This window comes from Peribacillus sp. RS7, assembly GCF_041956845.1.
In the GTDB taxonomy this organism is placed as follows: domain Bacteria; phylum Bacillota; class Bacilli; order Bacillales; family DSM-1321; genus Peribacillus.
In genome coordinates, this window is the sequence record NZ_CP168135.1 from 1,909,588 (window position 1) to 1,935,096 (window position 25,509).

Below are 25,509 nucleotides of genomic sequence, written 5' to 3' on the forward strand. Positions count from 1 at the left end.
AATCGGCAGCCTCGTTTTTTATATTCATTAACCCAGAATTCTTTGGTACGTGGCCTTTGCATGGACCATGTCCTTCGTGCCGTGAATCAACGCCCGGCCATCCTTGAAAATGACAATACGTTCCCCGGCTTTTTCACAAGAGAGTAGAAATGGATTGAATTTTACCAAATAGCCGCTGCCATTCAGTTCCTTGGCTAATTTATCGAGTTGAAGTTTCAAAGGTTTTGGCGGTCTTACCTGTACAGTATCCCTTCCGCAAAGAACCGCAGTTTTCGTTGCGTTTTCCATAGTTAAAAAGGGATATGTCCTCTGATCTCCGCAAGAGAGACAATCTTTCTTTTTAGCTTTTGTTAATCGAACGGTTTGGTATTGATTCCTCCACAGATCAAAAGTAACAAGTGCAGGTCGAACCGATTTCCAGTCTTCAACAAGGATTTTCAAAGCTTCGGCAGTTTGGTGTGCCACTACCATCGTTACAGCTGGCGATATGATTCCTCCTGTGTCACAGGTCATTCCTTGAATGGGGATAGATTTAAGTAAACAGTGCAAACATGGCGTCTGTCCGGGAAGAATGGTCAAAGTCATGCCCACACTCCCCACACATGCCCCATAAATCCAAGGTATTTGAAGCTTTTGTGACAAATCATTTATAATCATCCGTGTCTCAAAATTATCGGTCGCATCCAATATCAAATCAACATCACCAAGCAGCTGTTCAAGGTTCTGGGCGGTTGCATCCATGATGATGGCATTCACTTCAACTTCATGATTGATTTCAAATAAATGACGCTTTGCCGCTTCTGCTTTTGGCAGATTCTCCTCGACATCCCGTTCCGTATACATTTGTTGGCGCTGTAAATTACTAGTCTCCACATAATCCCTGTCGACAATTGTAAGCTTCCCTACTCCCGCACGAGTAAGGGCCTCGGCGTTAGCAGATCCCAAAGCCCCTGCCCCTAGAAGTAAGACATGCTTCTTCAAGATTTTCAATTGGCCGCCTTCACCAATGGGGGCGAATAAAGTCTGTCTTGAATAACGCTCTTTCACTGTAAACCCTCCCCTCCAATTCGATCCGATTCTCTCAGCCTCCGCTGACAGGTGGAATGAAAGCTACTGTATCTCCATCAGATAGAACCGTGTCATCGTCGGCAAATTCTTCATTGACCGCTGTCATCACGGATTCAAGACCTTCCAATTGAAATTCCACCCTCATCTTTCCTTTTAGCTGGGCCACACTCATTCCATTTCCTTCTATAGAAAGAGTCTCTTTGCCTAACGCATCTTTCAATTGGGCAAATAAAAGTACATTAATCATTGATATCCACCTCTTCCGGTTTTCCTTTTGGATATGAAACGGTTTCCAACTGGTTTCCGACCCATGTCTCCCCATCCTCCCAATGTTCTTTTTTCCAAATCGGGACGATTTCTTTAATTCTTTCAATTGCATACCTGTTTGCCTCATATGCATCATTTCGATGTGGCGTACTAACGGCAATTACGACTGCGATATCCGTGATTTCAAGTTTACCTACACGATGGGTGATCGCCGTTTCCGCATCAGGCCAACGCTCCTTGATCTCAGATCCGATTTGCTCTAATTTTTTGATGGCCATCGGTTCATATGCTTCGTAAATTAAGAAGAGGGTCTTTTTTCCTTTCGTCATTTCCCTCACTGTACCAATAAAGGTCGTGACGGCACCTGCATTCCTCTCTACTACTTTATCAATCACTTCCTGGATGACAATCGGCTCTTTTGAAATTTTATAATTCATGTCTACCATCCTTTTTATATAATTCGGTTTGGCTAATATAACCTGCCTCTTGATAATCTTCCCTCGTATTCATATTGAAAAAAAGGTATTGAAAATGTTCAGGATTTTCATGATATATCTTAAAGTCGCTTTCCTTCATGATTTTCACCGAAATCTTTTCCAAAAACAGACTCATTTTTAATTCGTTTTTCAATAAACATTCTGTCAGTACAGGAAGACATCTTTTATGATAAACAGCAAAAAGCGGCTGAATCCTGCCATTTATCTCCGGAATGACTGCATCGAATTCAGGTTCATAATAGGATATGATATCATTTATGGCAGCTGCACTCACAAACGGCATATCACAGGCTGTAAGGAATTGGAGCTCCGTTTTCGAGGAGGCCATCCCTGCATGCAATCCCCCAAGTGGTCCTTGATCTTTATGTAAATCCGGTATTAACGGAAGTTGCAGAAAACGATAATCTTCAAATGTATTCGTAATGACCAGAATGTTTTCTGATACCTTTTTCAATACGGATGCCACTCTTGAAATGTTCACAACGCCACCTATGGTCAACAGGGCCTTATTCACTCCCATACGGCTTGATTTCCCACCAGCTAACAGCAACATTGTCCACTCCATACGAATCACCCTCCCTTTTTGGGGTTTAATCCAGCATCCAACGGTAAAGCTATAATAAATATGTCCACTATATTTAAATATTTTAAATCAATTTTCAAAATAATGACACTTTCACAAACTTTGCTTTGTATATCAAAAGATGGAAAATAGGATTCAAAGCTTAAAAGCAGGCGGCCCATCTATCCAATTTCCTGAAATCCATGTATTATTTCAATTTTAAAAATGGCTTATGCGAGGCCATTCCATCTCCTTCTTATAGGCACTCATTTTAGGGTGAAAACTAAGTTTTACATAAAAGAAATTTTGGTATATTCTAAAAATAGCATATTATCTGGTATGCTGATAATATCGAAATCCAATTCTCCTGAGGAGGTCACATAATGACTATGACAAGAGCTATGACAGTTGCCGGATCGGATTCGAGCGGCGGCGCGGGTCTTCAAGCAGATTTAAAGACATTTCAAGAATTCGGCGTTTACGGTATGTCCGCCTTAACGACAATCGTTACGATGGATCCCAAGAACGGCTGGTCACATAATGTATTCCCTACACCGGTCGAGGTTTTGGAAGCCCAAATCGAAACGATTCTATCAATCGGCATTGATGCCATGAAAACGGGAATGCTTGGATCAGTGGAGATCATTGAACTTGTTGCCCGTAAAATAGACGAGTTGAAACTGGACAAAGTCGTAATCGATCCAGTTATGGTATGTAAAGGTGAAGATGAAGTATTGCACCCTGAAACGGCTGTAGCCCTGCGTGAACTACTTGTTCCACGTGCAACTGTAGTTACGCCTAACCTGTTCGAGGCTGCTCAGTTAGCAGGAACAGCGCCTATCAAAACGATCGATGATATGAAGGGTGCAGCCGAAAAGATTCATGCACTTGGTGCAAAATATGTCTTGATCAAAGGCGGTAATAAACTGGATTATGACAAAGCCATCGACCTTTTATATGATGGAAAAGAATTTGAGATCCTTGAATCCGAGAAAATCGAAACAACCAATACACACGGTGCCGGCTGTTCATCGTCAGCAGCCATTGCAGCTCAATTGGCTGAAGGGAAAAGTCCGCGTGAGGCTGTCCTCATTTCAAAAGACTTCATTACCGAGGCGGTTCGCCATTCTTGGAAGATGAATGACTATGTTGGACCTGTCAATCATGGTGCATACCATAAATATGGAAATGCTGAAAACACAAAATAATAGACCAAAGTTTAATGGCTGCTCAAATTCATCGAGCGGCCTTTTTCGCTTTTTTTGTTTTTATTTAGTAGAATGAAAAGAAGGAAAAGCTTATCTAGCCGCCCAGTTAAGGAGGAAATTATAGAATGAAACCTATAGACCGTACAGAGGTGCAAAATGCTATTGATTCTTTCGCCGGACAAGATGTATATCTTCACCTTGAAACGACAAATGGCGCCTATGCCACTCATGTAGATGAAGCTTTCTTTTCGGCAGGTGCTTATATTCGTAATGCTTTTATCCAGTATGAACATGGGAAGATAGTTGGGGATGGACCCTACCGCATCGGCTTGAAGCTCAATATTGGCTGGGTATATGCTGAAGGCGTCAACCACTTCGAAATGGATGAACAAGGGAGATTGCTGTTGGCAGGCCTTGATTTTTCCGGAAAACTTGCTGTCTCCATGCAGCTCAGCCCTACTCCCTTTGAATGATCACGACTAGCTTGATATGTATAATATAATTCCGATGAAAACTCCCATTCACCGATAACCATACTTACTGTAAGTAGAACGGAAGGAGAAATATACCTTGGAAAAAGAACGTCATGTATTAGTTATATTCCCACATCCCGATGATGAAGCCTTTTCGGTCTCCGGAACGCTGGCACTCCATAGAGAAGCTGGCACTCCTGTCACCTATTTATGTTTAACTTTAGGAGAAATGGGACGTAATTTAGGCAATCCTCCATTTGCAACAAGGGAATCGCTCCCTAAAATTCGCAAAAAAGAATTAATCGATGCAGCAAATGCGATGGGCATCCAAGATTTGCGCATGCTTGGATTGCGTGATAAGACAATTGAATTCGAAGATGATGAAAAGCTGACTTCATTATTTACCGAAGCCATCAATGAATTGAATCCTTCATTGATCATAACGTTTTATCCAGGATACAGTGTCCATCCAGACCATGAAGCGACAGCACGGGCTGTGGTTCGGGCCGTGGAAAGAATGGAAGAGAAAGAGAGACCTAAACTTCATTGTGTCGCGTTCTCCAATAACTGCATCGATGAGTTAGGGCAGCCTGACATCATCCATGATATCTCTGCCGTCGAAGAAAAAAAGGTAGCTACATTCACTGCCCACCGTTCGCAAACGCAGGCAATGGTGATCGATTGGAAAGAGAAATTCGAAAATCAGGATGCTGATTTTCTCGACTGGATCCGCAAAGAACGATTATGGACCTATAAATTTTAAAGAAACCGCCAATTAGGCGGTTTTTTTGTTTATGGCATAAAAAAAACGCCTGTGGATTACAGGCGGAGAAAAGGGGGATACTTTGGAAAATTAATCATAATATAAGCATCCCCATTTTTGATTATTTCATACATGCATATTCAAAAAATTAAGCAGACAAGCGTTCTTCTCGCTGCATTTTCTTTCTTGCCGCGGCTTTTCTACCATGTGCGAAAAAGTAAATCCCTATAAGAGCGAATGCCAAGACCGACATTCCTATGAACAACCCTTTGAAGCCGGTAAATGGAATAAGGAATCCCAAAAGGAATGGGCCAACACCGATTCCAAAATCGTACATTGTATAAAACGTGGATGTGGCTAATCCCATCCGATTTGATGGTGCTTCCTTAATGGAAATGGCTTGACAGCTTGATTGGAACGTACCATATCCCACTCCGATAAAGGCACCGGCAATCAGAAGCGTAATACCATGATGGGATTGGCTGAGAATGACCATACCCACGGCAAATAGTAAGAGCGAAGGATAAATGACTGCATTCTCCCCCTTCACATCAAACATTCTTCCTGTAAACGGACGGGACGCCAAAAGGAATACAGCAAATACGACAAAGAAAAAACTTGCCGCATCCATTAAATCCATTTCCTTTGCAAAAGATGTTAAATACGACAAAATGCTCGAATAGGTAAATCCGGCAAATCCGATAAAAATGGAAATGGGCAGAGCTTTTTTTTCAAAGTAATCACTAATTTTAAATCCTTCTTGTTGTGAAGCTCTGCCTTTTTCTCCTTCAGGAACATTCATGAATAACGATGCCACTAAAGAAAACGCGGCAAATAAAGAGGCAGCATAGAAAATGATGGAATAACTAAAATGCTGTGTGATCAGCAATCCAATAAACGGACCGAACGCCATTGCCAAATTGGTACTCATGGCAAAGTAACCTGTCCCTTCCCCGCGTCTCTCATTCGGAATGATATCTGCAGCAATCGTTCCAGTTGCCGTAGTGGCAAGGCCAAAAGCAAAACCGTGAATAAGCCGATCGATCAATAATAGGGATAAACTATTAACCAGGAAATAGCCAATGGATGCGATCAGGAATAGAATCAAGGATCCAAGCAACATTTTTCTGCGGCCGATCTTGTCAATTTTTTTCCCTGCAATCGGTCTGACAAGCACAGCCCCGAGGACAAAAATACTTGAGGCAAGTCCCGCTTGTGCTTGCGACGCATGAAAGTTATCAATCGTGTAAATGGTCAATGTCACCATCAAGACATAAAAAGTTAAAAATAGAAAAAAGTTCGCAGACGAGACAATCAGAAAGTCTTTCGTCCACAATTTCGGTTTGTGATTCATTTCAATCCTTCTTCCTTACTATTGTTTTAATTTTTCCTTCAGGAAAATCAACGTTCGTAACGTTGCCTCTCGATCCTCTTCAGCCAAACCGCTCATTAATTGAAGTTCAAATTCTTCAACTACCTTTTTGGCCTTTTGATAAGTCCTTACACCTGACTCCGTTAACTGTATTCTCCGCTCCCGCTTATCTTTTCCTGGGATTTGTTCAATCAAACCAAGTTCCTCCAACCGGTTTACCGTCCTCGTTACCGTCGGTTTCTCCACATCTAGATAAGTGCTTATTTCAACAAGCGTAGAACAGCCAAACTCATTCAGATAATATACAATCGACCATTGAGAATGAAAAAGATCAACCTTGGCCAATTGTTCATTTAATTTTTTAGTAAATGACCTTGAAAATTGTAAGTTATGATGAAAAAAACCATTATTAAAGGACAAAGGTATTCCTCCTGTAAATTAGTTACCTAGGTAACTATACACCTATTCACTAGAAATGTCTAGCCTTCGGATGAACGAAAATAATTGTATGCACACTGTTTGACACAACAAAAAGATACCCTTTGCAGGAGTTCGTGCACATTATTTCGTGCTACTCGTGTTTGGTAGTGAATTTGGAGCTTTTACTCGTGAGTTTGGGCGTTACTCGTGAGTTTCACGCTTTTACTCGTGAATTTCACGCTTTTACTCGTGAGGTTGGGTCAAATGGGGGCCATGCTCTTTGTGGTCGATGCTTCGAGGCCATATAAAAAATGAAACCCCGCTATTAAAAGCGAGGCTTCCGGGAGAGATTGAAGAATCATCTTTAATATTAAATATAATGCAATGGATCTTGGACAACCTCATTCGAAACGGTGTTATCATGATTCACAAACACCTCGTCTCCGACTTGTAGCTCCTTCGCATTGATAACTTCAGGGCATATTTCCTTTTAACCGAGATAGTGGCAAACGATATAGCTTATCGTCTTTTTCATCAGGATTTCCTCGGCCATCCGTATTGTTGCTTATGAAATAAAGGGATTCTCCATCTACGAAAACATCACGTATCCTTCCTGAGCTTGTAATGATATTAGTCAGTTTTCCGCTCTGTACATCATAACCCTTAAGCGCTTCGCCCCTTAATGCTGCAAAATAAAGCTTTCCGTCAAAATAGGCCATTCCAGAAGGAGCCCATGTATTTTCACCGGAATGAATCAATGGATTTACCATACCAGGTTTTTGCTCATCGCCTTCTATTTCTGGCCAGCCGTAGTTTTTACCTGGATCGATCTTATTTAATTCATCGTGAGCCGATTCGCCGTGCTCACTTTCATACAATTGTCCGACTTCATCCCACGCCAGACCTTGTGGATTGCGGTGACCGTATGAATAGACGTATGAATTCCCGAAAGGATTATCTTTCGGAATGGTGCCATCCAGATTCATGCGCAAAATCTTCCCGCCTAAAGAATCTATGTCCTGTGCGATCTCCGGCTTTCTTGCATCACCTGTTGTTGCATATAGCTTATCGTCCGGTCCAATCTTGATTCGGCCACCATGGTGGAATTCCCCGCTTGGTATGCCATCGATCAAGGTCTCCATCTCCTGCCATTTATCATCATCTTTTTGTAAAATGACGATTCGATTGATGGATTCCCTGCCTTCTTCATACGTATAATAGGCGAAAGCTTGCCTGCTCTTAGCGAAATCGGGAGTTAACGAAAATCCAAGTAACCCAGCTTCCGCTTTTGTAGACAATGTCTTTTTAAGGTTGACCTTTTGCCGTGTCATCTTACCCTTGTCCCATGCTACGATGGTTCCTGTCCGCTCTGAGACATACATTGTGTCCCCTTCCTTCTGAATCGACCATGGGATATGCAGGTTCGTTACTAGCACATCCGGATCTTCTCCTAAAGTGCCCGTCACTTCTTTATCAGGATTCGGCTGGGTTTTGCTGTCCTCTTCATTCATGTTACAACCAGTTAAAGTCATTGTTGCCATAAGGAAAAATAAGAGCCATTTTTTCAAAACTTTTCCCCTTCCGATTCATGAGTTTAATAGGCTGACTGTTTAAGTACCTTTAAAATGGCCTCCGCTACACCGGACTCATCATTCTTGCCTGTTACTTCATCACACAGTTTTTGAATATCAAGCGGGGCATTTCCCATTGCGACAGACAAACCTACCCGTTCAAACATGGATACATCATTATAATTATCCCCAATGGCCATGGTTTCCTGCATCGAACCGGATTTTTCATTCACATATGTTTCAAGTGCCGTACCTTTTTGAGCTGTCCCACTCATGATTTCCACATTTTCACGTCCTGATGAAGTGACTGTAACTCCCTGTCCTTTCAATTTCGTTGCAATTTGATTCAATAAACTTAAATCTTTTGAGAAGCTGAGAATTTTATAATATTCCACATTCGAATGGCTGAATAACTCGGAATAATCGGAAATGGAAGTTACCTGTCCAAGCTGTAAACGCTCCTCCGCATATTTCCGCATATTCTCAGGGTCAATGTCCGGATTGGCTGTAACGAATACATCAACCAAAGCGGATATTGCGTTTTCATAGTCTTTAGAATAAATCCCCTGACTCGTATATATTTCGAAATAAATCCCTTGTTCTTCGAGGAATCCAGCGACCATTTTAGCAGTGGCAGCTGACATTGGATTGGAAGCAGCAATCTTTCCATCCTCCGTGAAGAGGGCAGCACCATTTACACAGATTACAGGGCAAACGATTCCTGCTTCATCTAAAGCGAACCTTGCTTCAACATAAGATCTTCCAGTAGCAATGATCACTTCCACTCCCTCACTTTGCGCCCTCTGGATTGCATGTTTATTTTCCTCACTGACCTTTTGCATTTTGTTTAACAATGTTCCGTCCATATCAATCGCAATCGTCTTTATCAATTCAACCGGCTCCTTCTTTTCAATATAATCCCTATTTTAACCGAATCGGCGTGGATAAACACGTTTAACAAACCCATATCGATTCTTGGTGTGACTTAATCCAATTATGTATATAAATAAACTGCACCTAATTAAGATAGGTGCAGTTTGTTTTTTTAATGCAGGATCGTTTGGCTATCCACTTCCTGTGCCCGTTCAATAATCTGTTCGTGGATGTCTCTTTGAATGTCATCGATGGCTGTAAAGTCCATCGCTTTTACATAAATCTTTTCAAGTTCGTCATGCAACTCTTTTGCTTTAGCCAGACTGGCTGTCGCTTCATTCATTTTCGTCCGGTACCTGGAGGAAACATCCTTTAACTGATCAGCATAAATTTCGTCCGTTCCTGGCAGGATGGCCGTTTTATATATATCAATGATTTCATCACCTTCACAACTCGGGAAATATTCATGAGGGGATGTGCTGTCAAAAATGGCGATCCCTACCTCCCGGACAATTACCATGTCCAAGCTATGCGGATCGAAACCGCAATGATATACTTCCACATCAAAGCCTCTTTGTTCCGCAGCCTTTGCAATCTTCTTCAGCATCGTTGATTTCCCTGAACCTGGGCGTCCCTTTAAAAAGTACCGTTTTTGTATTCCCTCAGTAATATTGGGGATGAAATCAACTGCACCCTTTGGTGTAGCGGCCCCTAAGAATCGGTGACGAACATCCGACTTCTTATTGAGGATGATATCTCTATAAAAGCCTTCTATCAATTTATTGGTCAACCCGTTCAATTTTGCGAAATCAATATTTGCTTTATAAATGTCTTCCCATTCATCATGTATCTTCAATGCTTCAGCGAATAGGGCATATGCCTTCTCAAAACTCTTGCTTCTCGCATTCGTCAATCTTATGATGGCGGCTCTTTCAGAAGCCAGCTGCTGGGAATTCCAGGCAGCTCCTAGATTGACATATTCCTCAATGGCCCCAGGTGCCTTCGGCTCAATCACATGCGGCGCGGTCCCATCCACGAGTCCGATTTTCAAAGCCGGTATGATCACGCCATCAATGGAATCATTATCGGACGAACAATGTAAATACTCGATGTCATAGTCTTTATCCAGCCATTCTTGGCCGATTTTTTTCATTATGGTCGATTTACCGGAACCAGGTCCGCCTTTTAATATGAATAATCTTTCCAGGCCTGCTAAATTGGAATCATATAAACTATAAAAACCTTTAGCCGTATTGCCTCCAGCGAAATAATGCATCACTTTTCCTGTCACTTTCACACTCTCCCTCACAATACAGATGTGAACTTCAAGACAGCGTATGCAGAAAAGACCTAATAGGTGAATGCCTAAAGGTCAACAGTCTATTTTATTAGGCCTACAGATTCCGCTTGTGTGACCTCCAGGAATTCTGACGGTTTTAAAACGATCTGTGTACCGATCTTCCCTCCGCTTACGATGATTTCAGGCAGGTTTGCTGCACTTTCATCGATAAAGGTCGGGTATTGCTTTTTCATTCCGATCGGGGAACAGCCTCCCCGAATGTACCCTGTGTATTTTTGCAGGTCTTTAACTGCAAGCATTTCTATTTTTTTTGCCCCTGCCGCCTTCGCTGCTTTTTTCAAATCCAGTTCGGTGGCTACAGGAATGACGAATACATAAAGCTGCTGTGGTCCGTTATGGGTAACAAGCGTTTTAAAAACGGTTTCTGGCGCTTTTCCAATTTTGTCCGCAACAGTGATCCCGTCGATTTTTCCATCGGTGGCATCATAACTCATCATGCCATACTCTATACGTTTGTTATCTAGAATTCGCATTGCATTCGTTTTACTTGCTCCCATATTATAAATCCCCTTATCGTTTTCTTCATCTTACCATTTTTAAATACAGGCAAAAAGAAAAGCACAGTGCTCATGCATCTGTGCTTTCCTTATATTCATTCTAAATGACGTCTTTGGAAATCAGCGATCCTCTTATAGTCGTCTTCTAAATTCCTGCTCACGGATAAATAAATCGACATTAATTCTTCATACACTTTAACGTTCTCTTCGATTGGGACAAGTTCATTCGTTTCACCAATCATACCCTCAACCTCATCGAGGCTCTCGATTTCCCCTAAAGCGTACAACCCCAGAACGGCGGCACCTAAGCTCGAACTCTCAAAGCTTTCTGGAATTGTCACGTTCTGATTAAATATATCAGCCATGATTTGACGCCAGAGCTTCGAGCGGACAAACCCACCGCTTGCATGAATTTTCTCAGGAGCACCAGTCAGTTCCCTAACAGCAAGAAGGACACTGTATAAGTTATACATCACACCCTCCAGTACTGCCCGGACCATATGGTCACGAGTGTGATGAAGAGCCAGTCCAAAGAAGGAGCCCCTTGCATCGGCACTCCATAATGGCGCCCGTTCCCCTGCCATATACGGATGGAATATTAACCCATCCGATCCAGGTGCAATATTGGAAGCCATATCCGTCAGTATCTCATAGGAGTCCTGTCCAGAAGCCTTCGCTTTTTCGATTTCCACACGTCCTAATTGATCCCGTGCCCATCGGAAGGTGATTCCCCCATTGTTGACCGGTCCACCGATTACCCAATGATTCTCAGTAAGGGCATAGCAGAATGTCCTGCCTTTCGGGTCGGTAAGCGGTCGGTCACTAACGGTTCTTACTGCACCGCTCGTTCCGATTGTCACTGCCAGAACGCCTGGCTTGATGGCGTTTTGCCCTAAGTTCGCAAGCACGCCATCACTCGCGCCAATAACAAACGGGGTACCTGCCTGAATGTTCATTTTTGCAGCTAATTCCTCACTTAACCCTGAGAGAATATGCGTTGTGGGGACAAGCGTTGGCAGCTTGTCAGCCCCAATTCCAGCAATGGTGAGTGCCTCTTCATCCCAATTCAAGTCATTCAAGTTGAACATGCCCGTTGCAGAAGCGAGCGAATAATCCATCACATACTCATTGAAAAATTTATAGATGATGTATTCTTTAATCCCTATAAATTTGTCCGTTTCGTTAAAAGTCCCGGGATGCTCACTTCTTAACCACATTACTTTCGTGATTGGGGACATTGGATGAATGGGCGTCCCCGTCCTGTGATACAATTGCATCCCCTGTTCCGAAGCCTTCAATTTCCCCGCATAGGCAGCACTTCGATTATCCGCCCATGTAATGCTATTCGTAAGCGGATTACCGTCTTTACCCATGGCGATCAAGCTATGCATCGCCGAACTGAACGATATGAAACCCAGTTCATCCTTCTTTATTCCGCTTGTAATCATAACCTCGCCTATTGCAATGATGACCGCTTTATAAATTTCTTCTGGATCTTGTTCCGCAACCGAAGGCGTTGGACTGTGAAGAGGGTATCCCTTCGAACAGGATTGGACAACCTCCCCCCTTTTTGAAAAAAGAACAACCTTCGTACTCGTCGTACCAATATCGATCCCCATCATATAACCTGATTGTCCCATACTAACATCATGCTCCTCTCTCTTAAACAATTGAATTCAATAGTAAGATTAGGATAAGTGAAACGACTGATACAATCGTTTCCATAACCGTCCAAGATTTTAGCGTTTGTGCGACTGTAAATTAAAGAACTCTTTGATCATCCAAAATCCGGCATCATTCACGTGGGATAGAATGAATGAACCTGAACCGATTGCAGGGACCGGCAATTCAATATTAACACCTGGTACAGAAGATGATCGGCAGCACAATACCTACCGCAGTTGTCATCGCGACAATTGCTGAACCTGTGGCTACACGAATCATAGCTGCAACGCAGCCAAACAGAATTAGTGAAATATCAAAGAATGTCGTTAACTTGCAACGGCTTCACCCACTCCGCCCGTGTTCAATACATTTTTAAATGCACCGCCCGCTCCGATAATCAAGATAATGGAGGCAGGTGGAGCAAGGCAGGCTGACATGAATTGGTTTAGTGCTACTTTATTAATACCCCTAGCGTAACCTAATGTAAAGTATGAAACCACCACAGAGGACCATGAGGGCGATGATCGGTTCTCCAATGAGATATATAGGAACCAAAAACAGGACCAGCTAAAATGTGCTGCGGGAATACCGATGATCAAATCTCCCTGTCTGAACAGCATCTGCAACATCCGGAACATCCATACCTGCTAATCCCTAAAGGACGGAAGCGAGAAGTAACGCAATAAATGGGCTTTGATAACGATCAAGAAAATGGTGGAAACAAGCGCATAAATCAACAAACTATTGTTCTGGCTCTATCCAAATAAACTAAACGTCTTATTCAATCATTCACTCTAAATCAGGATAAGGAATCCATATAGGTAAGATCTCAATGAAAAAAGCATCGAACCTGTTCATCGTGAACTAAACTCGATACCTGATTCAGTCATGAAATGATCATTCACCAATAAAAAGAGGACCGGATCGGTGCTTGATTTCTTTCTCCAGTTGTTCAGGATAAGCAATGAGGAAGCAGGTGGATGGTCCTGACGATTTTTCAATATCGACTTCATTGCTTATATGCACAGAAACACCTTCACCACTTTGATCCAGATGCTCCCATTCATATGCTATCCCTTTTGAGCCGACTGGAAGTGCCTGAACGTCTTCCATTTCACATAGGCTTTTATATAAAGATAATGGCGCGACCCAATCTTGCTGATCCATTACTTCTTCTCCAACGAGCGGCCTGCCGATCAGTGCGATTTTTCGTAAAGGATGTTGCTTTTTAATACATTCATTCACTCGTTTACCGATCACCATAAGTCCAACCGCGGATTGAAGAAGCGGCATGTTACTTTCTGTGCTGCCAGTAATGGGAAGGTCCTCCATTCCCAATTCTTTCAGCCCCTTCCTGACACCCCTGGTCAAGTCCTCCCAGGCTTCATCACCGCAGAAATTATTTAGGACAACGGATACTGGACTTCCGCCAACGCCCAAACATTCCATGACGGCAACCCGAAAGGAATAATATCCAACGACCTCATAAGGAACATGGACAAGATCTTTTTCCTTCAGGCCGATTCCGCCGCTATTATCACTTGAAACAATCAATGAATCTGATTCAGAAAATGGTAAAATCAATGAATCACTCATTCTACGAGTCCATCTTTAAAGATCATTTTTCTCAAAACAGGCTCCAAGCGGGGCAGTAAAAGGACTGCCAATACTACATTTACCGCCGTCGCCACCGTTAATCCCGGAACCAACAACGCGTAAAAACCATAGCTGATCAGAAATGCGAAAGGCAAGGCTAAGATGAAAGCATTACCGATAAAGAAGAGGAAAAATGCGCCTACTTTTTTTCCTTGTATATATAAAATTCCAAACATCCATACGAGAACCGCCATTTCGACCATGATCAAAAAATGGAATGGCCCAAGTGTCATTCCGCCAATGAACGCTGAAATGATATGACCAAGCCCAGCTACAATAGCCCCCGATACCGGGCCAAGTACGATGGCAGCCAAAAGGGCCGGAAAACTATCCAAAGCGATACTCCCGATCGGGGAAGGGATTTTAATCATTGCCCCTACTGCCGATAAGGCAATGAATATAGCAATTGCACTAATTTTTCTTACATCCATGTTTACTCTTTTTCCTTTCTTTTCCCTCCACGGAACACATTTGCGCTACGGATATATTCCACATCTTTCACACCAAGGCGGAAATTGATCACACGTGCAACAGCAAAGAAGTAATCCGACAAACGATTTAAATATTGAAGTGATAATGGTGAAACAGCCGCACCAGACTTGATCAATGAAACGACCAATCGTTCCGCCCTTCTTGTAACTGTACGGGCAATATGAATGGTTGCAGCTGCTTTTGTGCCGCCAGGCAGGATAAACTTTTCCAATTCCGGAGCTTCGATTATGAAGGCATCTATTCGTTCTTCCAAATAGGTAATGGCCTCATCCGTCAACTTTTGTGGGGCCTTCTCGGAAACGGTTGCCAAATCACCGCCACAGTCAAATAACTCATGCTGGATTTTCTCTAGATCGGCCAATACATCCGTAAATATCGCGGGGTCCAATTCAGTAACCGCAAGACCGATATAGCTATTCACTTCATCCACCGTTCCATAAGAATCAACACGGATGTCATCCTTGTCAAGCCGACCACCGATTACGCTTGTTTGTCCCTTATCCCCTGTACGTGTATAGATTTTCATCCCCATTACCTCCTCTATTTTATTCGCTGGTTTATTCCATACCAGATGATATCAACGCGCCTTGATATGGATGCTACATCTTGAAAGACCCATCCGCAGGCATCGCGCCATCTGCGATCTCTCGCTTCCATCGGGACAATGCCTTTGGAAATATCAGAACCGATCACAATGCAGTTGTGTTCATCCCTTTCTTTCTCCCATATTCGCCAATCAGCCATGATTTCCTTCCATCTTTTTCGAATCGAATCTGAATCCATTTTTTCTGCATCTTGCTGAATCCATGCATCCAACCCTTGCAATACAACAGTCTTGCCTTGAAAATCAATCAATTTCGGCTGTTCTTTTCGATAACCGGATAGCCAAAGGACATCATTTTCCAAACCATACAATTGCTTTACCCATTTAGTTTTCCCATTATAGGCGCCTCCTGTAACAAAGTGCAGCGTTCTCCCCTCCTTAAACTGTTCCGGTCTTCCCATATCAGCTCATATCCCCTGCCATGGGAAGTCCCCCAATCAAAAAAAGACTTTTCCATCGGGGCATAGCGGACCAATAAATCACGTATTACCCCTCCATGCGTCATTAGGGCAAATCGGTTCTCCTTACAGGCAATCAATTGATTCCAGCCATCATTGACACGTTCGGAAAATGCCGGATAACTTTCACCCCCAGGCACCATTGCCTCCATGGGACGTTCCAGCCAATTAATATAATCTTCATCGGTCTTCAACTCTTCATACGTTCGCCCTTCCCAACTTCCGAAGTTCATTTCACGAAACGAGGGGTTTTTGACCGGAACTACATCTGGAAACAACAGCCTTGCAGTTTCCACACAACGAGGCAAATCACTCGTGTGAATTTTTTCATACTGCGGGTAAGAGCCCCTTAAGCCCAGTATTTCCTTTACTCCTTCGATACTTAATGGGGAATCCGTCCAGCCTAAATAGGCCTTTCGCTCATTCGCTTCTGTCAGCCCATGGCGAAGTAGTGTAATAGCCACAATATCAGCCATAACCAAAGCTCAACCCCTTCCACGGATGCACCCAGTACATCCCCAGTTATCCCACCGAACCAACTTACCACTTTACGTTTTATATAAAGCAGGAAAAACAGCGCAGCCAGACACATGATGAAAAATAGGGTGACAAGCTTAAAATCGATGATCCAGGCAATCGCCAGACTTACAAAGAGGTACAGCCAATAAATGGGCAAACTGCTTTTCTTTACTGCACTTTGAAAAAAAGCACCGAGTCCCTCATTTTTAGCCAGCGGCATCCGGATGAGCAAATAGCCCATCACACATTTGCTTAAGAGCGGAAGGGCAATGATCAAGAAGTATGTCCATTCATTTACCCTTTCGACAATTTCATAGATAAAAAGAAACCGTGCTGCCAATAGGACGATGACGGAGATGACACCGAATGCACCTGTCCTTGAATCCTTCATGATTTCCAATCGGCGCTCTTTATCCTGATAGGAAAAAAAAGCATCACTTGCATCGATCCAACCATCGAGGTGTAAACCTCCAGTTAATGCCATCGTCAAAAACCAAAGGAAAAAGGCAATCGCAAGGGAGGACAATGGGGTCCATTCCACTAGTGCATATAAAACACCACCCAAAATCAAGCCTAGTAAAAGACCGACTAATGGAAAGGTTTGAATGGCACGGTGAATATATTTCTTCTCCATCGGAAGCTGTTTCTTTATTGGAAAAATCGTAAAGAACTGCAGGTTAATTAAAAATCCGATCGCTCCGTTCATTCCTGGATGCACCCTTTCTTCCGCAATGGTATTCCCGATTCAATGAGATAGGCTTCATCGGCCTGCCCGACAATCGTTTGATGAAGCAGACCTAGTGTTTTTCCGTATAGATGGAGGAATTCATTATGGAAAATCGGTTCTTGCACCAATTCATTGCTCACGACTATTAAACAACTGGATTGTTTTCTAATCTCATTGATCCCGTTTATTATTTTTGAAAAAACGCTATCTAAAAATTCTTTTTCGAGCGGAATGCCAGGGCCAAATAGTTCGTTATCAAGCAGGGTTGTCAGACAATCGACTAGGATTATAGAATCCTGATTAATGTCCGCTCCTATTCTTGTAATATCCGTTGCGTATTCCGAAGTCTGCCAGGCAATTGGGCTGCGTTCTCTATCTTTCTGGTGCCTATGGATGCGTTCACCCATTTCAACATCACTGACACGCCCACAGGCGAGGTAATGCAAGTTCCCATCCATTTGGAGTGCATACTCCAGGGCTTTTCTTTCTGCGAAACTGCTTTTTCCGGAACGGACACCCCCGGTTATAAAACAGAGCCTTGCTTTCTCCACTGTCTTACCCCCTCCATCAGTGCTTCGTTATCATGCTCACTCTTCACTGCAAACCGAAGCCACTTTCCATCCAAACCCGGGAAATTATAGGTATGGCGCGGTACGATTCCTTTTTTCAGCAAAAAGGGGAAAAGGGATAAGGATTCATCTTTCACTAAATAAAAATTAACTGTGCTATTGGAGACAATCAATCCTTGCTCCTCATAAAACCGGAATAGTTTCTGCTTTTGCAATTGAATATAGTCTCTTGTTTCTCTCATATATTCTTCTTCTGCAAGACAGATTTCCCCTACTTCCAATGCCACATGGTTGACGCTCCAATGCGGTTTATAAGTTCTTACCTGAGTTATGATATCCGGTGCCGCAAGCAAATAGCCTAGTCTTAAACCCGGAATGGCAAAGATTTTGGTCATTGATCTTAGAATGAGTAAATGTGGAAATTCATTGATTAAAGTAGCATAAGTAAAGGCGTCTTCCGTAAAATCATAAAAAGCCTCATCGATGACAACCAGGCAATCCGCTTTTTGACATTCGATGATCAATTCCCTAACTTCATCCCGCTTAAATGAAACACCCGTCGGATTATTAGGGGTACACAAGAAAATTGCATCATATTCGGGTAACCGCGAAATCAATCGATCCAAGTCAAGTTGCCACTCAGGTGCATTAAGTTGATGAAAATCGACCTCACACCCTGCCGCCAAACATGCCTCTGCATATTCCGCAAATGCAGGCTGAATGATTAACACCCTTTGATTGGCTAATCTGTTCGCTACCAACATGATTATTTCTGCACCACCGTTACCCACCAAAACGGATTGCTCTGGAAGAGCTTCTTTTTTTGCGATCGATTTTGTCAGCTCAATGGCATGCGGATCTGGGTATTGAAGGATTCCTTCGAAAAACCCAGACCACTGTTCCTTTATGCGTAAAGGCGGACCCAATGGGTTGATGTTAGCACTGAAGTCGAGAACCGATTCAGGCATTTCGATTTCCAGCGCTTCGTAAAGATAATGAGGATTAGAGCCATGTGAAGGTAACGTCAAGAATAAGTCCCCCTAGCCATAGCATCAGTAGAAATAGAAAAGATGACCGATGCATGATGGTAATCGTTTTTGGTATATGTTTTGCTTCCAATCGAACAAGCGAAACTCCCATCCTCGCACGGTCGGAAACAATTCCTTTGTACATATTCCGGCCTCCTAGCTGTATTCCCAAAATGGCAGCGACGCCTGCTTCACACCACCCGCTATTCGGGCTTGGATGTTTTTTTGCGTCATTGAATAATATCTTCCATCTAGCACCAAATCCATGATAGCCGGATTTCGAGCTCAGCAACATCAGGAACCCGGTGAGGCGGCTGGGAATCCAGTTGACGATATCATCGAGCTTGGCTGAAGCCCAGCCGAATTGCCCATATTTATCATTTTTGTACCCTACCATGGAATCGCAGGTATTAATCGCCCTGTACACCATCGCGAGCGGCGCACCGCCAATGGCTGACCAAAACATCGGGGCTGTAATCCCATCACTGGTATTTTCCGCTACGGTTTCCACGGTGCCCCTGACTATTTCGGATTCATCAAGATCCGCAGTATCACGGCCCACGATATAGGAAAGCTTTAGCCTCGCTTCAGGAAAATCCCCTCGATTCAACGGATGGCAAACATCCATTCCAGCTTGCTTCAAGCCTTTCTGAGCTATCGTAGTGGAAATGACAACAGCTTCCCAAAGGATACCTGCAAGCGGATGGATACGATAAGCCAAATAGACGGTAAGACCAGTAATCAATAACACCACCGATAAGACGATGAACAACATGAAGAGTCCATTCCGCTTCTTATGTGTTCCTCTATTGAATGCCTGATCAAACTTGCTTATCATCGTTCCTATCCATTTGACTGGATGCGGCCAATTTGGCGGATCACCAATTAATAGATCAAGGAAAAACGCCAGCGTAACCGCAAAAAGATGATGGTAAATCATAAATCCTCAATCCGTTTCCGATTATTGTTTAATGCTTCCGCTGTACAATCATATACACCGCGGCTGATCAGCTTCCCTAACGGAGTGATGGTGCCTGCATATTGAAGCTTTGCCCCTCTTTGAGTTGCCGCAATCAAAATGCTGTCTGTCGATGTTCCTGTTGCACATGTATTTGTCACCTTATCCAAGACACGCAAATCATGAAGCGCTTTTACTTTTGCCTCGGTCGCAGTAACTATGCTGTGGATGAAAGCCTCTTCTGCCAAATGCCCATTTACGAAGATCCATGTATTTATCGTTCCTGGAGCGGAACTCCAAGAATGTCGGTCAGCTAAAGATGCGTCGATGGCATTCCCTACACCAGCGGTCACGATGATAAAAACCGAGAAATTTTCAGCTCTTAATAACTTGAAGGCAACCGTATCGAGAAAGACAGCCGTCATCATCCCTACCGTTTGCTGCGGGTCAAATCCATGAGTTTTTAAATAGTCAGCCATTTCAACATGATGATCCTCGCAATCATATCCATGATGGACATGCCTATTCACGAAATATTTATGCCATCCCGTCCCCGAACCAGTCACTCCAGAAGACATCGTTCTAAGCGGGATCGGGGAATTCAATTGAATCATTTCAGATCCGACTGTCAGATAAGAATCATCAATTTCCAATGGGATAGTATCATAGCCATGCTTTTCCGGAACGATGAACATTTGCGGTTTCGGAAGGGCGGGATGTGGATGTTTTTCGATCGTCGTACGATATACCCCCTGAATCCGTTCCTGTCGGAGCACTTCATTCGGCACATCCACAACCAAAATTTTCCCTTTTTCAAGCAACATAAGCCGATCACAATATAACCCAGCCAAATTCAAGTCATGAAAAATTGAAATAACGGTCAACTCTTGCTCTTTTGCCATTTTCCTCATTAGATCAAGAAGATCCTTTTGATAGGAAAGATCCAAGTGGTTCGTAGGCTCATCCAAAAAAAGGATTTCCGGTTCTTGGGCAAGTGCCTGTGCCAATAAGACCCTTTGTCTCTCCCCGCCTGATAATCGTTCAAATTGAAGATCGTGAAAATCCGCTACTCCCGTTTGTTCCATAACCTGTTGGACAATCGTTTCATCTTCTGCGGACCAACTATGGAACCAACCTGTTTGATGGGCATATCGCCCAAGTGAGACCGTCTCTTTTACCGTATATGAGAAAGCTAATGAGGAATGCTGAGGGAGCACAGCAATGACCTGTGCAAGTTGTTTTGACGAATAATCCTTCAAATCCCTTCCTCTTATCCGTATGCTTCCGCCCTTATAATCGAGCACCCCGCTAAGCATACTTAAAAGCGTCGTTTTTCCGCTGCCATTTGGGCCAAGAATCCCGAATAATTCCCCTTTATGTACATCAAAAGTAACAGAGTCCAAAACAGCTTTGTTGTCATATCCACCTGTTAACCCTTTAACTTCAAGCATCCATCTTACCCTTCTCTCCGTCTCTTTAATAAAATCAGCGCGAATGCGGGTGCCCCGATAAGTGAAGTGATCACCCCGATTGGCAGTTCCGATGGGGCAATGATCGACCGTGCTACAAAGTCCGCCAATATTAGGAATCCGCTTCCTACCAGCAATGACAACGGAAGCAAATGTTTATGGTCAGGTCCCCAAATCTTTCGGACAAAATGAGGAATGACCAATCCTACAAAGCCAATCGCCCCTGAAACGGCAACGGCTGCCCCTGTCAACATCGAACCGGCTATCAAAATCCACATTTTCCGCCGCTTAACATTAACACCTAAGTGTTTTGCCCGGTCTTCCCCGAAAGTCATCGCATTCAATTCGCTCGTATTCATGATCAAGATCAATGAACCAATAATAAAAAACGGCAAAATGATTGCAATATAATTCCAGCCGCGCATTGAAACGCTTCCCATCAGCCAGCCGATGATTTGTCTTAATTCATCACCAGTCAGCGCAATCATCAATGAAATGAAGGCACTTAAAAACGAGCTGAAAATGATTCCCGTTAAAATGATCGTTTCCACTTTCATCGATCGATCCATTTTTTTTGCAAAAGCCAGTACGCAGAACATCGTGAGCACTGAGCACACGATGCTCAATGCCGGAAGAGTATATAAACCGATGAATGGTAGTGATATATTCAAGAATATTGTCAATACGGCACCGACTGATGCTCCTGATGAAATACCTAATGTGTAAGGGTCAGCGAGCGGATTCCGGAGCAGGCCCTGAAACCCCGCTCCCGAAATCGCAAGCGATGCCCCAACAAAACCCGCTAGCAACACACGCGGCAAGCGGATGTTCATCACAATATTCGTAAGCATTACATCCGGATCAGCTGAAATCGGTAAATGAAAAATCTCCTTGCCGATAATTTGTAATAGTACAGGAATCGGTACTGGCACCGAACCAAAGGAAATGCCTATCGTCATTGCGAATAACAAAAATAATAACGCAATCAAATAAGCAATCATCCATTTAGTTGTCAAATAGGTTCGGATAGACTGATTTGGCAAGTTCCTCTACTCCCTCTATTAAGCGTGGACCGGAACGGGTCACCAAGTCGGAATGGACATCAAAGACTTGGTCATCCTTCACAGCATTTACGTCTTGCCAACCTTTTCGGCCCTTCACTTGACTTACTGCATCTTTTGTATAATAACCATACGTTGTAATGATGACATCCGGATTTGCAGCAATCATCGACTCTTCATCAATTTTTGCCCATCCGTCCAATTCAGCAGCTGCATTTTCCGCTGAAATAATTTGAAGCATTTCATTCATGAAGGTATTTTTTCCAGGTGTATATATCTCAGGTGACGGTGAAACCTCCACAAAAACGGTCTTCCTATCCGCTTCCTTTACGGATTTGGCTTTTTCCTGTATATCCTTGAGCTTCGTTTTCATGTCCGTAACGATTCCTTTTGCCTTATCATGTTCCCCCGTTGCCTGTCCAATCATATCAATAGAATCATAGACTTGGTCAAAGCTTTGTGCATCATTGACTACGAGGACATCAATTCCAGCATCCTTAAGCTGCTGTAAACCCTCATTCGAATTATGGGCACTGGATGCATGGGCAAGAACAAGGTCAGGCTTCAAGGAGACAATCATCTCCGTGTTCATTTCCATTCCGCCAACTTTTTCAATTTCTTTCGTTTCTTCCGGATAATTATCATAGTCGGAAACACCAACAACCTTTTTGCCCAAGCCAAGTGCAAAGACAACTTCCGTATTACTTGGTATCAACGAAACGATTTTCTTCGGTTTTTGTTCTATCGTCACCTTTTCGCCTGTTGCATCTTTAATCGTAATCGGGAAAACTTCCTGTTTGGCATGATTCGTTTCCTGCTTTTCTTTTCCTTCATTAGTAGCATCGCTACAGCCAACCATCATACCTGCAGTCAGCAACATCACCAGTATCAGACCAAAAATCTTCTTCATTTTCATTCCCCACAATCTTTTTTTCTTTTAATTTCTTCACACCTAATAAACAAAACGCATTATCGGAAGATGCACCCCAAAACAAAAGCACCTCCCGTTAAACGGAAGATGCTTGTATGGCAACAATATAATTACGGACTCTTTAGGGTCTGCCACACACCTTCCCATCCGCGTAGGTTACAGGTGTACGAATTTTGGCAGGTCTCCTGGCTCATGGTCATCGTCAACGGCACCTTCCCATATCTCATACAGTGGTAAACATCCGTTGGCTCCCATATACAGTGGCGGGACCGCGCTGGCATTTCACCAACTTCCCTATTAAGTCATTAAGACACCAAATCGTTCATATGTATATAATTTTCACTGCCTTTCATTATACACCATGTAAGAATCGATTATTATATGATTTTTCTGACTTGCCTCGAAATGACCCGTCCACCTTCAGTGATTAGAAGCATTTTCAATCAGGGACGCAAATCCCTCGACTGATAATCCCGGTGAAATCCGAACCCTATGCAGGGAATGCATCCCTTGGTCCCTTGAAGCTCCTCCAGGTTCGGTAGTGACTGCCATCTTGTATCCAGCTTCTTCTGACACCCATAGACTTTCTTCGTTATACCGGCCAACCGGATAGGAAATTACTGTCGTGTCCTGGTCGAGGATACGGTCGAATAGCTCCTTCGACTGAACCATTTCCGCTTCTTGCTGCTCTGCCGTCATCCGGTTCAGCTCCAAATGGTTGATAGTATGACTTTCGATCGAAACCCCATTCCTGCTCATCTCCAACATTTGATTTTCAGTCAGGTGATGACCTTTATCAATGGACTTCCCAATCATGAAGATGGTTGCTTTCATATCATATTCTTTTAATATGGGGAAAGCTTCCGTGTAGTTATCTGTATAGCCATCATCAAAAGTAAGCCAGACGCACTTATCACTTGGCATCCGATTTTCGGTTAAAACGAGGAATGCTTCTTTAGGGGATAATGTATAGTAACCATTCTCCCGAAGCCAAGTCATTTGTGATTGGAATTCCTCTCTTGGAACCCGTAGGCCATTACCTTCAGAAATGCTATGATACATCAATATTGGAAACTGAACCGCGGAATCGGCCCTTATCCAGTTTCTCGTATCGATTTGTTCCGGTTCGTCCTTTGAATCCTGTCCGGTGCCATTCTCCGCTGCCTCAACCACTTCAATGTCATCTTCCGCAATCGGCGCAGCCCTCTTTGTGCCTATACCCTCTAAAATCCCTTGTGAGCATGCAGGTAAAATTAATATCCCCAGCAATGCCACAAACAGTAAAACTCTGTATTTTCCCACTATCATTCTCCTATTTTTTTCTAGTATAATAGTACCAGAAAACCAACCAATAATAAAGTATTCCATTTAATGAAAAAAAAGGAAAAAGCAGAAATAAGAGACCCGCTAAGCGTTTAGATGATTTTTTCATAATTATTATTGCTATTAGCTTGAAAAGTTTGCCTATAAGAAATATAATAAATAAGTCGTCGACTTTTTTTATATGTCCCAGTAGCTCAGCAGGATAGAGCGACAGCCTCCTAAGCTGTAGGTCGTAGGTTCGATTCCTATCTGGGACGCTAATTTTAAAACCCTGTTACAATGCGGTATCTCCGCGTCGTAACAGGGTTTTTTCTGTTGGTATGGCCTTACCTATTTAGGCTTTTGAGGGGCTTCCAATATGTAAAGGTCGGATTTCTATACCGGTATGAGAAAAGCCGGAAGTATCGGCGATCAATACATTATGAAATTAACCATTTAATATTCGTTCAAAACTTTTTGACTCTGTTTAAAGAAATGTTTTAATTAATGATGTTTTTCGATATATATATCCACAAAAAAGTAATATTTTTTTGAAATATATGTTTTAACCTGTCCCATCCGGGTAGATAACTACTGTAAGACATTCTCACCAAAGGAGATGATGTGCACGATGAGTACAATCAGAAGCCAATGGAACAAAGAGAATGACGCAGCGGTGTTTAGTCCCGGTGATCAGCGTTAGAGTCAATTGAAGCGTTAGTCGATAACCAAAATGGGAATTACTAGTCTTCTCGCCCAAAGGAGGAGGATACTGATCATGAGTATTTACAACCTATGGAATCCAGAGAATGATGAAGCAATTTTCAGTCCGGGTGATCAGCAGACATTCAGTACGCTTACACTAGCAGATACGGATAAATACACACATACAACTGACGAAACACTTGAATATGAATTACACGGCACCGTACTGAATGAAATTTAACCCGAAGCAGTGATATATGGAAAAGGATGGAGCGAATGCTCCATCCTTTTCTGCTGTCTTTTACTTTTATATGGATTTCGCCACTTCATCAAGCGGCAATCTTTTGTCTGGAAAGATGGACCTGCCCACAATGAATTTGCCCACCCCGCCCCATGCAAATACCCCCCAAAAAAAAGGCCCTTTCACTATTAAG

General features: G+C 43.0%; 29 protein-coding genes, 1 tRNA gene, 1 pseudogene and 1 riboswitch. Of the genes and pseudogenes, 5 read left to right on the forward strand and 26 right to left on the reverse strand.

Features of this window, described 5'->3' with window-relative positions; all coding sequences use genetic code 11:
* Window positions 1-27: 27 nt before the first annotated feature.
* From ACDZ29_RS09780 to ACDZ29_RS09800, 5 genes are read right to left on the reverse strand one after another with little or no spacing between them, the layout of a single operon-like run.
* A complete protein-coding gene (locus ACDZ29_RS09780) occupies window positions 28-1,047 on the reverse strand; it encodes a MoeB/ThiF family adenylyltransferase (RefSeq protein ID WP_375090750.1) in 1,020 nt (339 codons plus the stop codon).
* A gap of 34 nt (window positions 1,048-1,081) precedes the next feature.
* Window positions 1,082-1,315 carry a molybdopterin converting factor subunit 1 gene (gene moaD, locus ACDZ29_RS09785; RefSeq protein ID WP_289314266.1) on the reverse strand — a complete coding sequence of 78 codons (234 nt, stop codon included), beginning with the start codon at window positions 1,313-1,315 and terminating at the stop codon, window positions 1,082-1,084.
* The gene (locus ACDZ29_RS09790; RefSeq protein ID WP_289314265.1) at window positions 1,308-1,772 is read right to left on the reverse strand and encodes a molybdenum cofactor biosynthesis protein MoaE; all 465 of its coding nucleotides are present in this window, start codon (window positions 1,770-1,772) and stop codon (window positions 1,308-1,310) included. Before ACDZ29_RS09790 ends, moaD begins: the two co-directional genes overlap by 8 nt.
* Window positions 1,762-2,397 carry a molybdenum cofactor guanylyltransferase gene (locus ACDZ29_RS09795; RefSeq protein ID WP_375090751.1) on the reverse strand — a complete coding sequence of 212 codons (636 nt, stop codon included), beginning with the start codon at window positions 2,395-2,397 and terminating at the stop codon, window positions 1,762-1,764. Before ACDZ29_RS09795 ends, ACDZ29_RS09790 begins: the two co-directional genes overlap by 11 nt.
* A gap of 5 nt (window positions 2,398-2,402) precedes the next feature.
* On the reverse strand, window positions 2,403-2,576 hold the full coding sequence (locus ACDZ29_RS09800; RefSeq protein ID WP_375090752.1) for a hypothetical protein: 174 nt from the start codon (window positions 2,574-2,576) through the stop codon (window positions 2,403-2,405).
* Window positions 2,577-2,777: 201 nt separating this feature from the next.
* Between ACDZ29_RS09800 and pdxK the strand changes: the two genes are divergently transcribed.
* The 3 genes from pdxK (at window position 2,778) to bshB2 (ending at window position 4,838) form a co-directional block, all read left to right on the forward strand.
* Entirely contained in the window at window positions 2,778-3,602 is an 825-nt protein-coding gene (pdxK, locus tag ACDZ29_RS09805) for a pyridoxine/pyridoxal/pyridoxamine kinase (RefSeq protein ID WP_375090753.1), read from the forward strand.
* A gap of 125 nt (window positions 3,603-3,727) precedes the next feature.
* Complete coding sequence (locus ACDZ29_RS09810) at window positions 3,728-4,075, forward strand: YojF family protein (RefSeq protein WP_034315946.1); 348 nt, start codon at window positions 3,728-3,730, stop codon at window positions 4,073-4,075.
* Window positions 4,076-4,172: 97 nt separating this feature from the next.
* On the forward strand, window positions 4,173-4,838 hold the full coding sequence (gene bshB2 / locus ACDZ29_RS09815; protein ID WP_289314261.1) for a bacillithiol biosynthesis deacetylase BshB2: 666 nt from the start codon (window positions 4,173-4,175) through the stop codon (window positions 4,836-4,838).
* A gap of 148 nt (window positions 4,839-4,986) precedes the next feature.
* Here bshB2 and ACDZ29_RS09820 read toward each other — a convergent pair whose 3' ends face one another.
* The 21 genes and pseudogenes from ACDZ29_RS09820 to ACDZ29_RS09920 all read right to left on the reverse strand — a co-directional run bounded on the left by ACDZ29_RS09820 (window position 4,987) and on the right by ACDZ29_RS09920 (window position 24,370).
* Window positions 4,987-6,192 carry an MFS transporter gene (locus tag ACDZ29_RS09820; protein ID WP_289327092.1) on the reverse strand — a complete coding sequence of 402 codons (1,206 nt, stop codon included), beginning with the start codon at window positions 6,190-6,192 and terminating at the stop codon, window positions 4,987-4,989.
* An 18-nt stretch (window positions 6,193-6,210) separates the two neighbouring features.
* Window positions 6,211-6,630: a MarR family winged helix-turn-helix transcriptional regulator gene (locus ACDZ29_RS09825; RefSeq protein WP_375090754.1), complete on the reverse strand. Its 420-nt coding sequence runs from the start codon at window positions 6,628-6,630 to the stop codon at window positions 6,211-6,213.
* 473 nt (window positions 6,631-7,103) lie between these two features.
* Window positions 7,104-8,198, reverse strand: a complete 1,095-nt coding sequence (locus tag ACDZ29_RS09830) for a PQQ-dependent sugar dehydrogenase (RefSeq protein ID WP_375090755.1) — start codon at window positions 8,196-8,198, stop codon at window positions 7,104-7,106.
* A 26-nt stretch (window positions 8,199-8,224) separates the two neighbouring features.
* On the reverse strand, window positions 8,225-9,091 hold the full coding sequence (locus ACDZ29_RS09835; protein WP_289327098.1) for a Cof-type HAD-IIB family hydrolase: 867 nt from the start codon (window positions 9,089-9,091) through the stop codon (window positions 8,225-8,227).
* 155 nt (window positions 9,092-9,246) lie between these two features.
* Complete coding sequence (locus ACDZ29_RS09840; protein ID WP_289327099.1) at window positions 9,247-10,365, reverse strand: PRK06851 family protein; 1,119 nt, start codon at window positions 10,363-10,365, stop codon at window positions 9,247-9,249.
* A gap of 89 nt (window positions 10,366-10,454) precedes the next feature.
* Entirely contained in the window at window positions 10,455-10,931 is a 477-nt protein-coding gene (ybaK, locus tag ACDZ29_RS09845) for a Cys-tRNA(Pro) deacylase (protein WP_289327100.1), read from the reverse strand.
* 95 nt (window positions 10,932-11,026) lie between these two features.
* On the reverse strand, window positions 11,027-12,571 hold the full coding sequence (gene gntK / locus ACDZ29_RS09850) for a gluconokinase (protein WP_375090756.1): 1,545 nt from the start codon (window positions 12,569-12,571) through the stop codon (window positions 11,027-11,029).
* A 22-nt stretch (window positions 12,572-12,593) separates the two neighbouring features.
* Window positions 12,594-13,133: pseudogene (locus ACDZ29_RS09855) on the reverse strand (permease DsdX); the annotation flags it as partial.
* Window positions 13,134-13,493: 360 nt separating this feature from the next.
* Complete coding sequence (locus ACDZ29_RS09860) at window positions 13,494-14,192, reverse strand: ATP-binding protein (protein ID WP_289327101.1); 699 nt, start codon at window positions 14,190-14,192, stop codon at window positions 13,494-13,496.
* Window positions 14,189-14,683 carry an ECF transporter S component gene (locus ACDZ29_RS09865; protein WP_375090757.1) on the reverse strand — a complete coding sequence of 165 codons (495 nt, stop codon included), beginning with the start codon at window positions 14,681-14,683 and terminating at the stop codon, window positions 14,189-14,191. Before ACDZ29_RS09865 ends, ACDZ29_RS09860 begins: the two co-directional genes overlap by 4 nt.
* A gap of 2 nt (window positions 14,684-14,685) precedes the next feature.
* Window positions 14,686-15,270, reverse strand: a complete 585-nt coding sequence (locus ACDZ29_RS09870; RefSeq protein ID WP_289314252.1) for a cob(I)yrinic acid a,c-diamide adenosyltransferase — start codon at window positions 15,268-15,270, stop codon at window positions 14,686-14,688.
* 14 nt (window positions 15,271-15,284) lie between these two features.
* On the reverse strand, window positions 15,285-15,749 hold the full coding sequence (locus ACDZ29_RS09875) for a bifunctional adenosylcobinamide kinase/adenosylcobinamide-phosphate guanylyltransferase (RefSeq protein WP_375090758.1): 465 nt from the start codon (window positions 15,747-15,749) through the stop codon (window positions 15,285-15,287).
* A complete protein-coding gene (locus tag ACDZ29_RS09880; protein WP_375090759.1) occupies window positions 15,665-16,282 on the reverse strand; it encodes a histidine phosphatase family protein in 618 nt (205 codons plus the stop codon). Before ACDZ29_RS09880 ends, ACDZ29_RS09875 begins: the two co-directional genes overlap by 85 nt.
* Window positions 16,240-17,031 carry an adenosylcobinamide-GDP ribazoletransferase gene (cobS, locus tag ACDZ29_RS09885; protein WP_289314249.1) on the reverse strand — a complete coding sequence of 264 codons (792 nt, stop codon included), beginning with the start codon at window positions 17,029-17,031 and terminating at the stop codon, window positions 16,240-16,242. The genes ACDZ29_RS09880 and cobS overlap by 43 nt, the downstream gene beginning before the upstream one ends.
* Complete coding sequence (locus ACDZ29_RS09890) at window positions 17,028-17,603, reverse strand: bifunctional adenosylcobinamide kinase/adenosylcobinamide-phosphate guanylyltransferase (RefSeq protein ID WP_370016891.1); 576 nt, start codon at window positions 17,601-17,603, stop codon at window positions 17,028-17,030. The genes cobS and ACDZ29_RS09890 overlap by 4 nt, the downstream gene beginning before the upstream one ends.
* Complete coding sequence (gene cobD / locus ACDZ29_RS09895) at window positions 17,576-18,649, reverse strand: threonine-phosphate decarboxylase CobD (protein WP_370016892.1); 1,074 nt, start codon at window positions 18,647-18,649, stop codon at window positions 17,576-17,578. The genes ACDZ29_RS09890 and cobD overlap by 28 nt, the downstream gene beginning before the upstream one ends.
* Window positions 18,624-19,589, reverse strand: a complete 966-nt coding sequence (gene cbiB, locus ACDZ29_RS09900; RefSeq protein ID WP_375090760.1) for an adenosylcobinamide-phosphate synthase CbiB — start codon at window positions 19,587-19,589, stop codon at window positions 18,624-18,626. The genes cobD and cbiB overlap by 26 nt, the downstream gene beginning before the upstream one ends.
* Window positions 19,586-21,058 carry a heme ABC transporter ATP-binding protein gene (locus ACDZ29_RS09905; RefSeq protein WP_375090761.1) on the reverse strand — a complete coding sequence of 491 codons (1,473 nt, stop codon included), beginning with the start codon at window positions 21,056-21,058 and terminating at the stop codon, window positions 19,586-19,588. Before ACDZ29_RS09905 ends, cbiB begins: the two co-directional genes overlap by 4 nt.
* A gap of 5 nt (window positions 21,059-21,063) precedes the next feature.
* Entirely contained in the window at window positions 21,064-22,077 is a 1,014-nt protein-coding gene (locus ACDZ29_RS09910; protein WP_375091124.1) for a FecCD family ABC transporter permease, read from the reverse strand.
* 4 nt (window positions 22,078-22,081) lie between these two features.
* Window positions 22,082-23,047, reverse strand: a complete 966-nt coding sequence (locus ACDZ29_RS09915) for an ABC transporter substrate-binding protein (RefSeq protein ID WP_375090762.1) — start codon at window positions 23,045-23,047, stop codon at window positions 22,082-22,084.
* 178 nt (window positions 23,048-23,225) lie between these two features.
* A riboswitch (cobalamin riboswitch) is annotated at window positions 23,226-23,401 on the reverse strand.
* Window positions 23,402-23,488: 87 nt separating this feature from the next.
* Complete coding sequence (locus tag ACDZ29_RS09920) at window positions 23,489-24,370, reverse strand: polysaccharide deacetylase family protein (RefSeq protein ID WP_375090763.1); 882 nt, start codon at window positions 24,368-24,370, stop codon at window positions 23,489-23,491.
* A 204-nt stretch (window positions 24,371-24,574) separates the two neighbouring features.
* Here ACDZ29_RS09920 and ACDZ29_RS09925 point away from each other — a divergent pair.
* Both ACDZ29_RS09925 and ACDZ29_RS09930 read left to right on the forward strand, forming a co-directional pair.
* Window positions 24,575-24,648 (forward strand) — tRNA-Arg (locus ACDZ29_RS09925).
* 500 nt (window positions 24,649-25,148) lie between these two features.
* On the forward strand, window positions 25,149-25,316 hold the full coding sequence (locus ACDZ29_RS09930; RefSeq protein WP_289327113.1) for a hypothetical protein: 168 nt from the start codon (window positions 25,149-25,151) through the stop codon (window positions 25,314-25,316).
* The last annotated feature ends 193 nt before the right edge of the window (window positions 25,317-25,509 follow it).

Excerpts from the sequence above, each read along its gene's own strand:
- cobS (WP_289314249.1), bottom strand. The coding sequence starts at position 17,031 with ATGAACGGAGCGATCGGATTTTTAATTAACCTGCAGTTCTTTACGATT.
- ACDZ29_RS09870 (WP_289314252.1), bottom strand. The coding sequence starts at position 15,270 with ATGAAAATCTATACACGTACAGGGGATAAGGGACAAACAAGCGTAATC.
- ACDZ29_RS09905 (WP_375090761.1), bottom strand. The coding sequence starts at position 21,058 with ATGCTTGAAGTTAAAGGGTTAACAGGTGGATATGACAACAAAGCTGTT.
- ACDZ29_RS09790 (WP_289314265.1), bottom strand. The coding sequence starts at position 1,772 with ATGAATTATAAAATTTCAAAAGAGCCGATTGTCATCCAGGAAGTGATT.
- ACDZ29_RS09910 (WP_375091124.1), bottom strand. The coding sequence starts at position 22,077 with ATGATTGCTTATTTGATTGCGTTATTATTTTTGTTATTCGCAATGACG.
- pdxK (WP_375090753.1), top strand. The coding sequence starts at position 2,778 with ATGACTATGACAAGAGCTATGACAGTTGCCGGATCGGATTCGAGCGGC.
- ACDZ29_RS09865 (WP_375090757.1), bottom strand. The coding sequence starts at position 14,683 with ATGGATGTAAGAAAAATTAGTGCAATTGCTATATTCATTGCCTTATCG.
- ACDZ29_RS09930 (WP_289327113.1), top strand. The coding sequence starts at position 25,149 with ATGAGTATTTACAACCTATGGAATCCAGAGAATGATGAAGCAATTTTC.
- ACDZ29_RS09860 (WP_289327101.1), bottom strand. The coding sequence starts at position 14,192 with ATGAGTGATTCATTGATTTTACCATTTTCTGAATCAGATTCATTGATT.
- ACDZ29_RS09820 (WP_289327092.1), bottom strand. The coding sequence starts at position 6,192 with ATGAATCACAAACCGAAATTGTGGACGAAAGACTTTCTGATTGTCTCG.
- gntK (WP_375090756.1), bottom strand. The coding sequence starts at position 12,571 with ATGGGACAATCAGGTTATATGATGGGGATCGATATTGGTACGACGAGT.
- ACDZ29_RS09810 (WP_034315946.1), top strand. The coding sequence starts at position 3,728 with ATGAAACCTATAGACCGTACAGAGGTGCAAAATGCTATTGATTCTTTC.
- ACDZ29_RS09875 (WP_375090758.1), bottom strand. The coding sequence starts at position 15,749 with ATGGGAAGACCGGAACAGTTTAAGGAGGGGAGAACGCTGCACTTTGTT.
- cbiB (WP_375090760.1), bottom strand. The coding sequence starts at position 19,589 with ATGATTTACCATCATCTTTTTGCGGTTACGCTGGCGTTTTTCCTTGAT.
- ACDZ29_RS09795 (WP_375090751.1), bottom strand. The coding sequence starts at position 2,397 with ATGGAGTGGACAATGTTGCTGTTAGCTGGTGGGAAATCAAGCCGTATG.
- moaD (WP_289314266.1), bottom strand. The coding sequence starts at position 1,315 with ATGATTAATGTACTTTTATTTGCCCAATTGAAAGATGCGTTAGGCAAA.
- ybaK (WP_289327100.1), bottom strand. The coding sequence starts at position 10,931 with ATGGGAGCAAGTAAAACGAATGCAATGCGAATTCTAGATAACAAACGT.
- ACDZ29_RS09800 (WP_375090752.1), bottom strand. The coding sequence starts at position 2,576 with ATGGGCCGCCTGCTTTTAAGCTTTGAATCCTATTTTCCATCTTTTGAT.
- ACDZ29_RS09880 (WP_375090759.1), bottom strand. The coding sequence starts at position 16,282 with ATGGCTGATATTGTGGCTATTACACTACTTCGCCATGGGCTGACAGAA.
- ACDZ29_RS09915 (WP_375090762.1), bottom strand. The coding sequence starts at position 23,047 with ATGAAGAAGATTTTTGGTCTGATACTGGTGATGTTGCTGACTGCAGGT.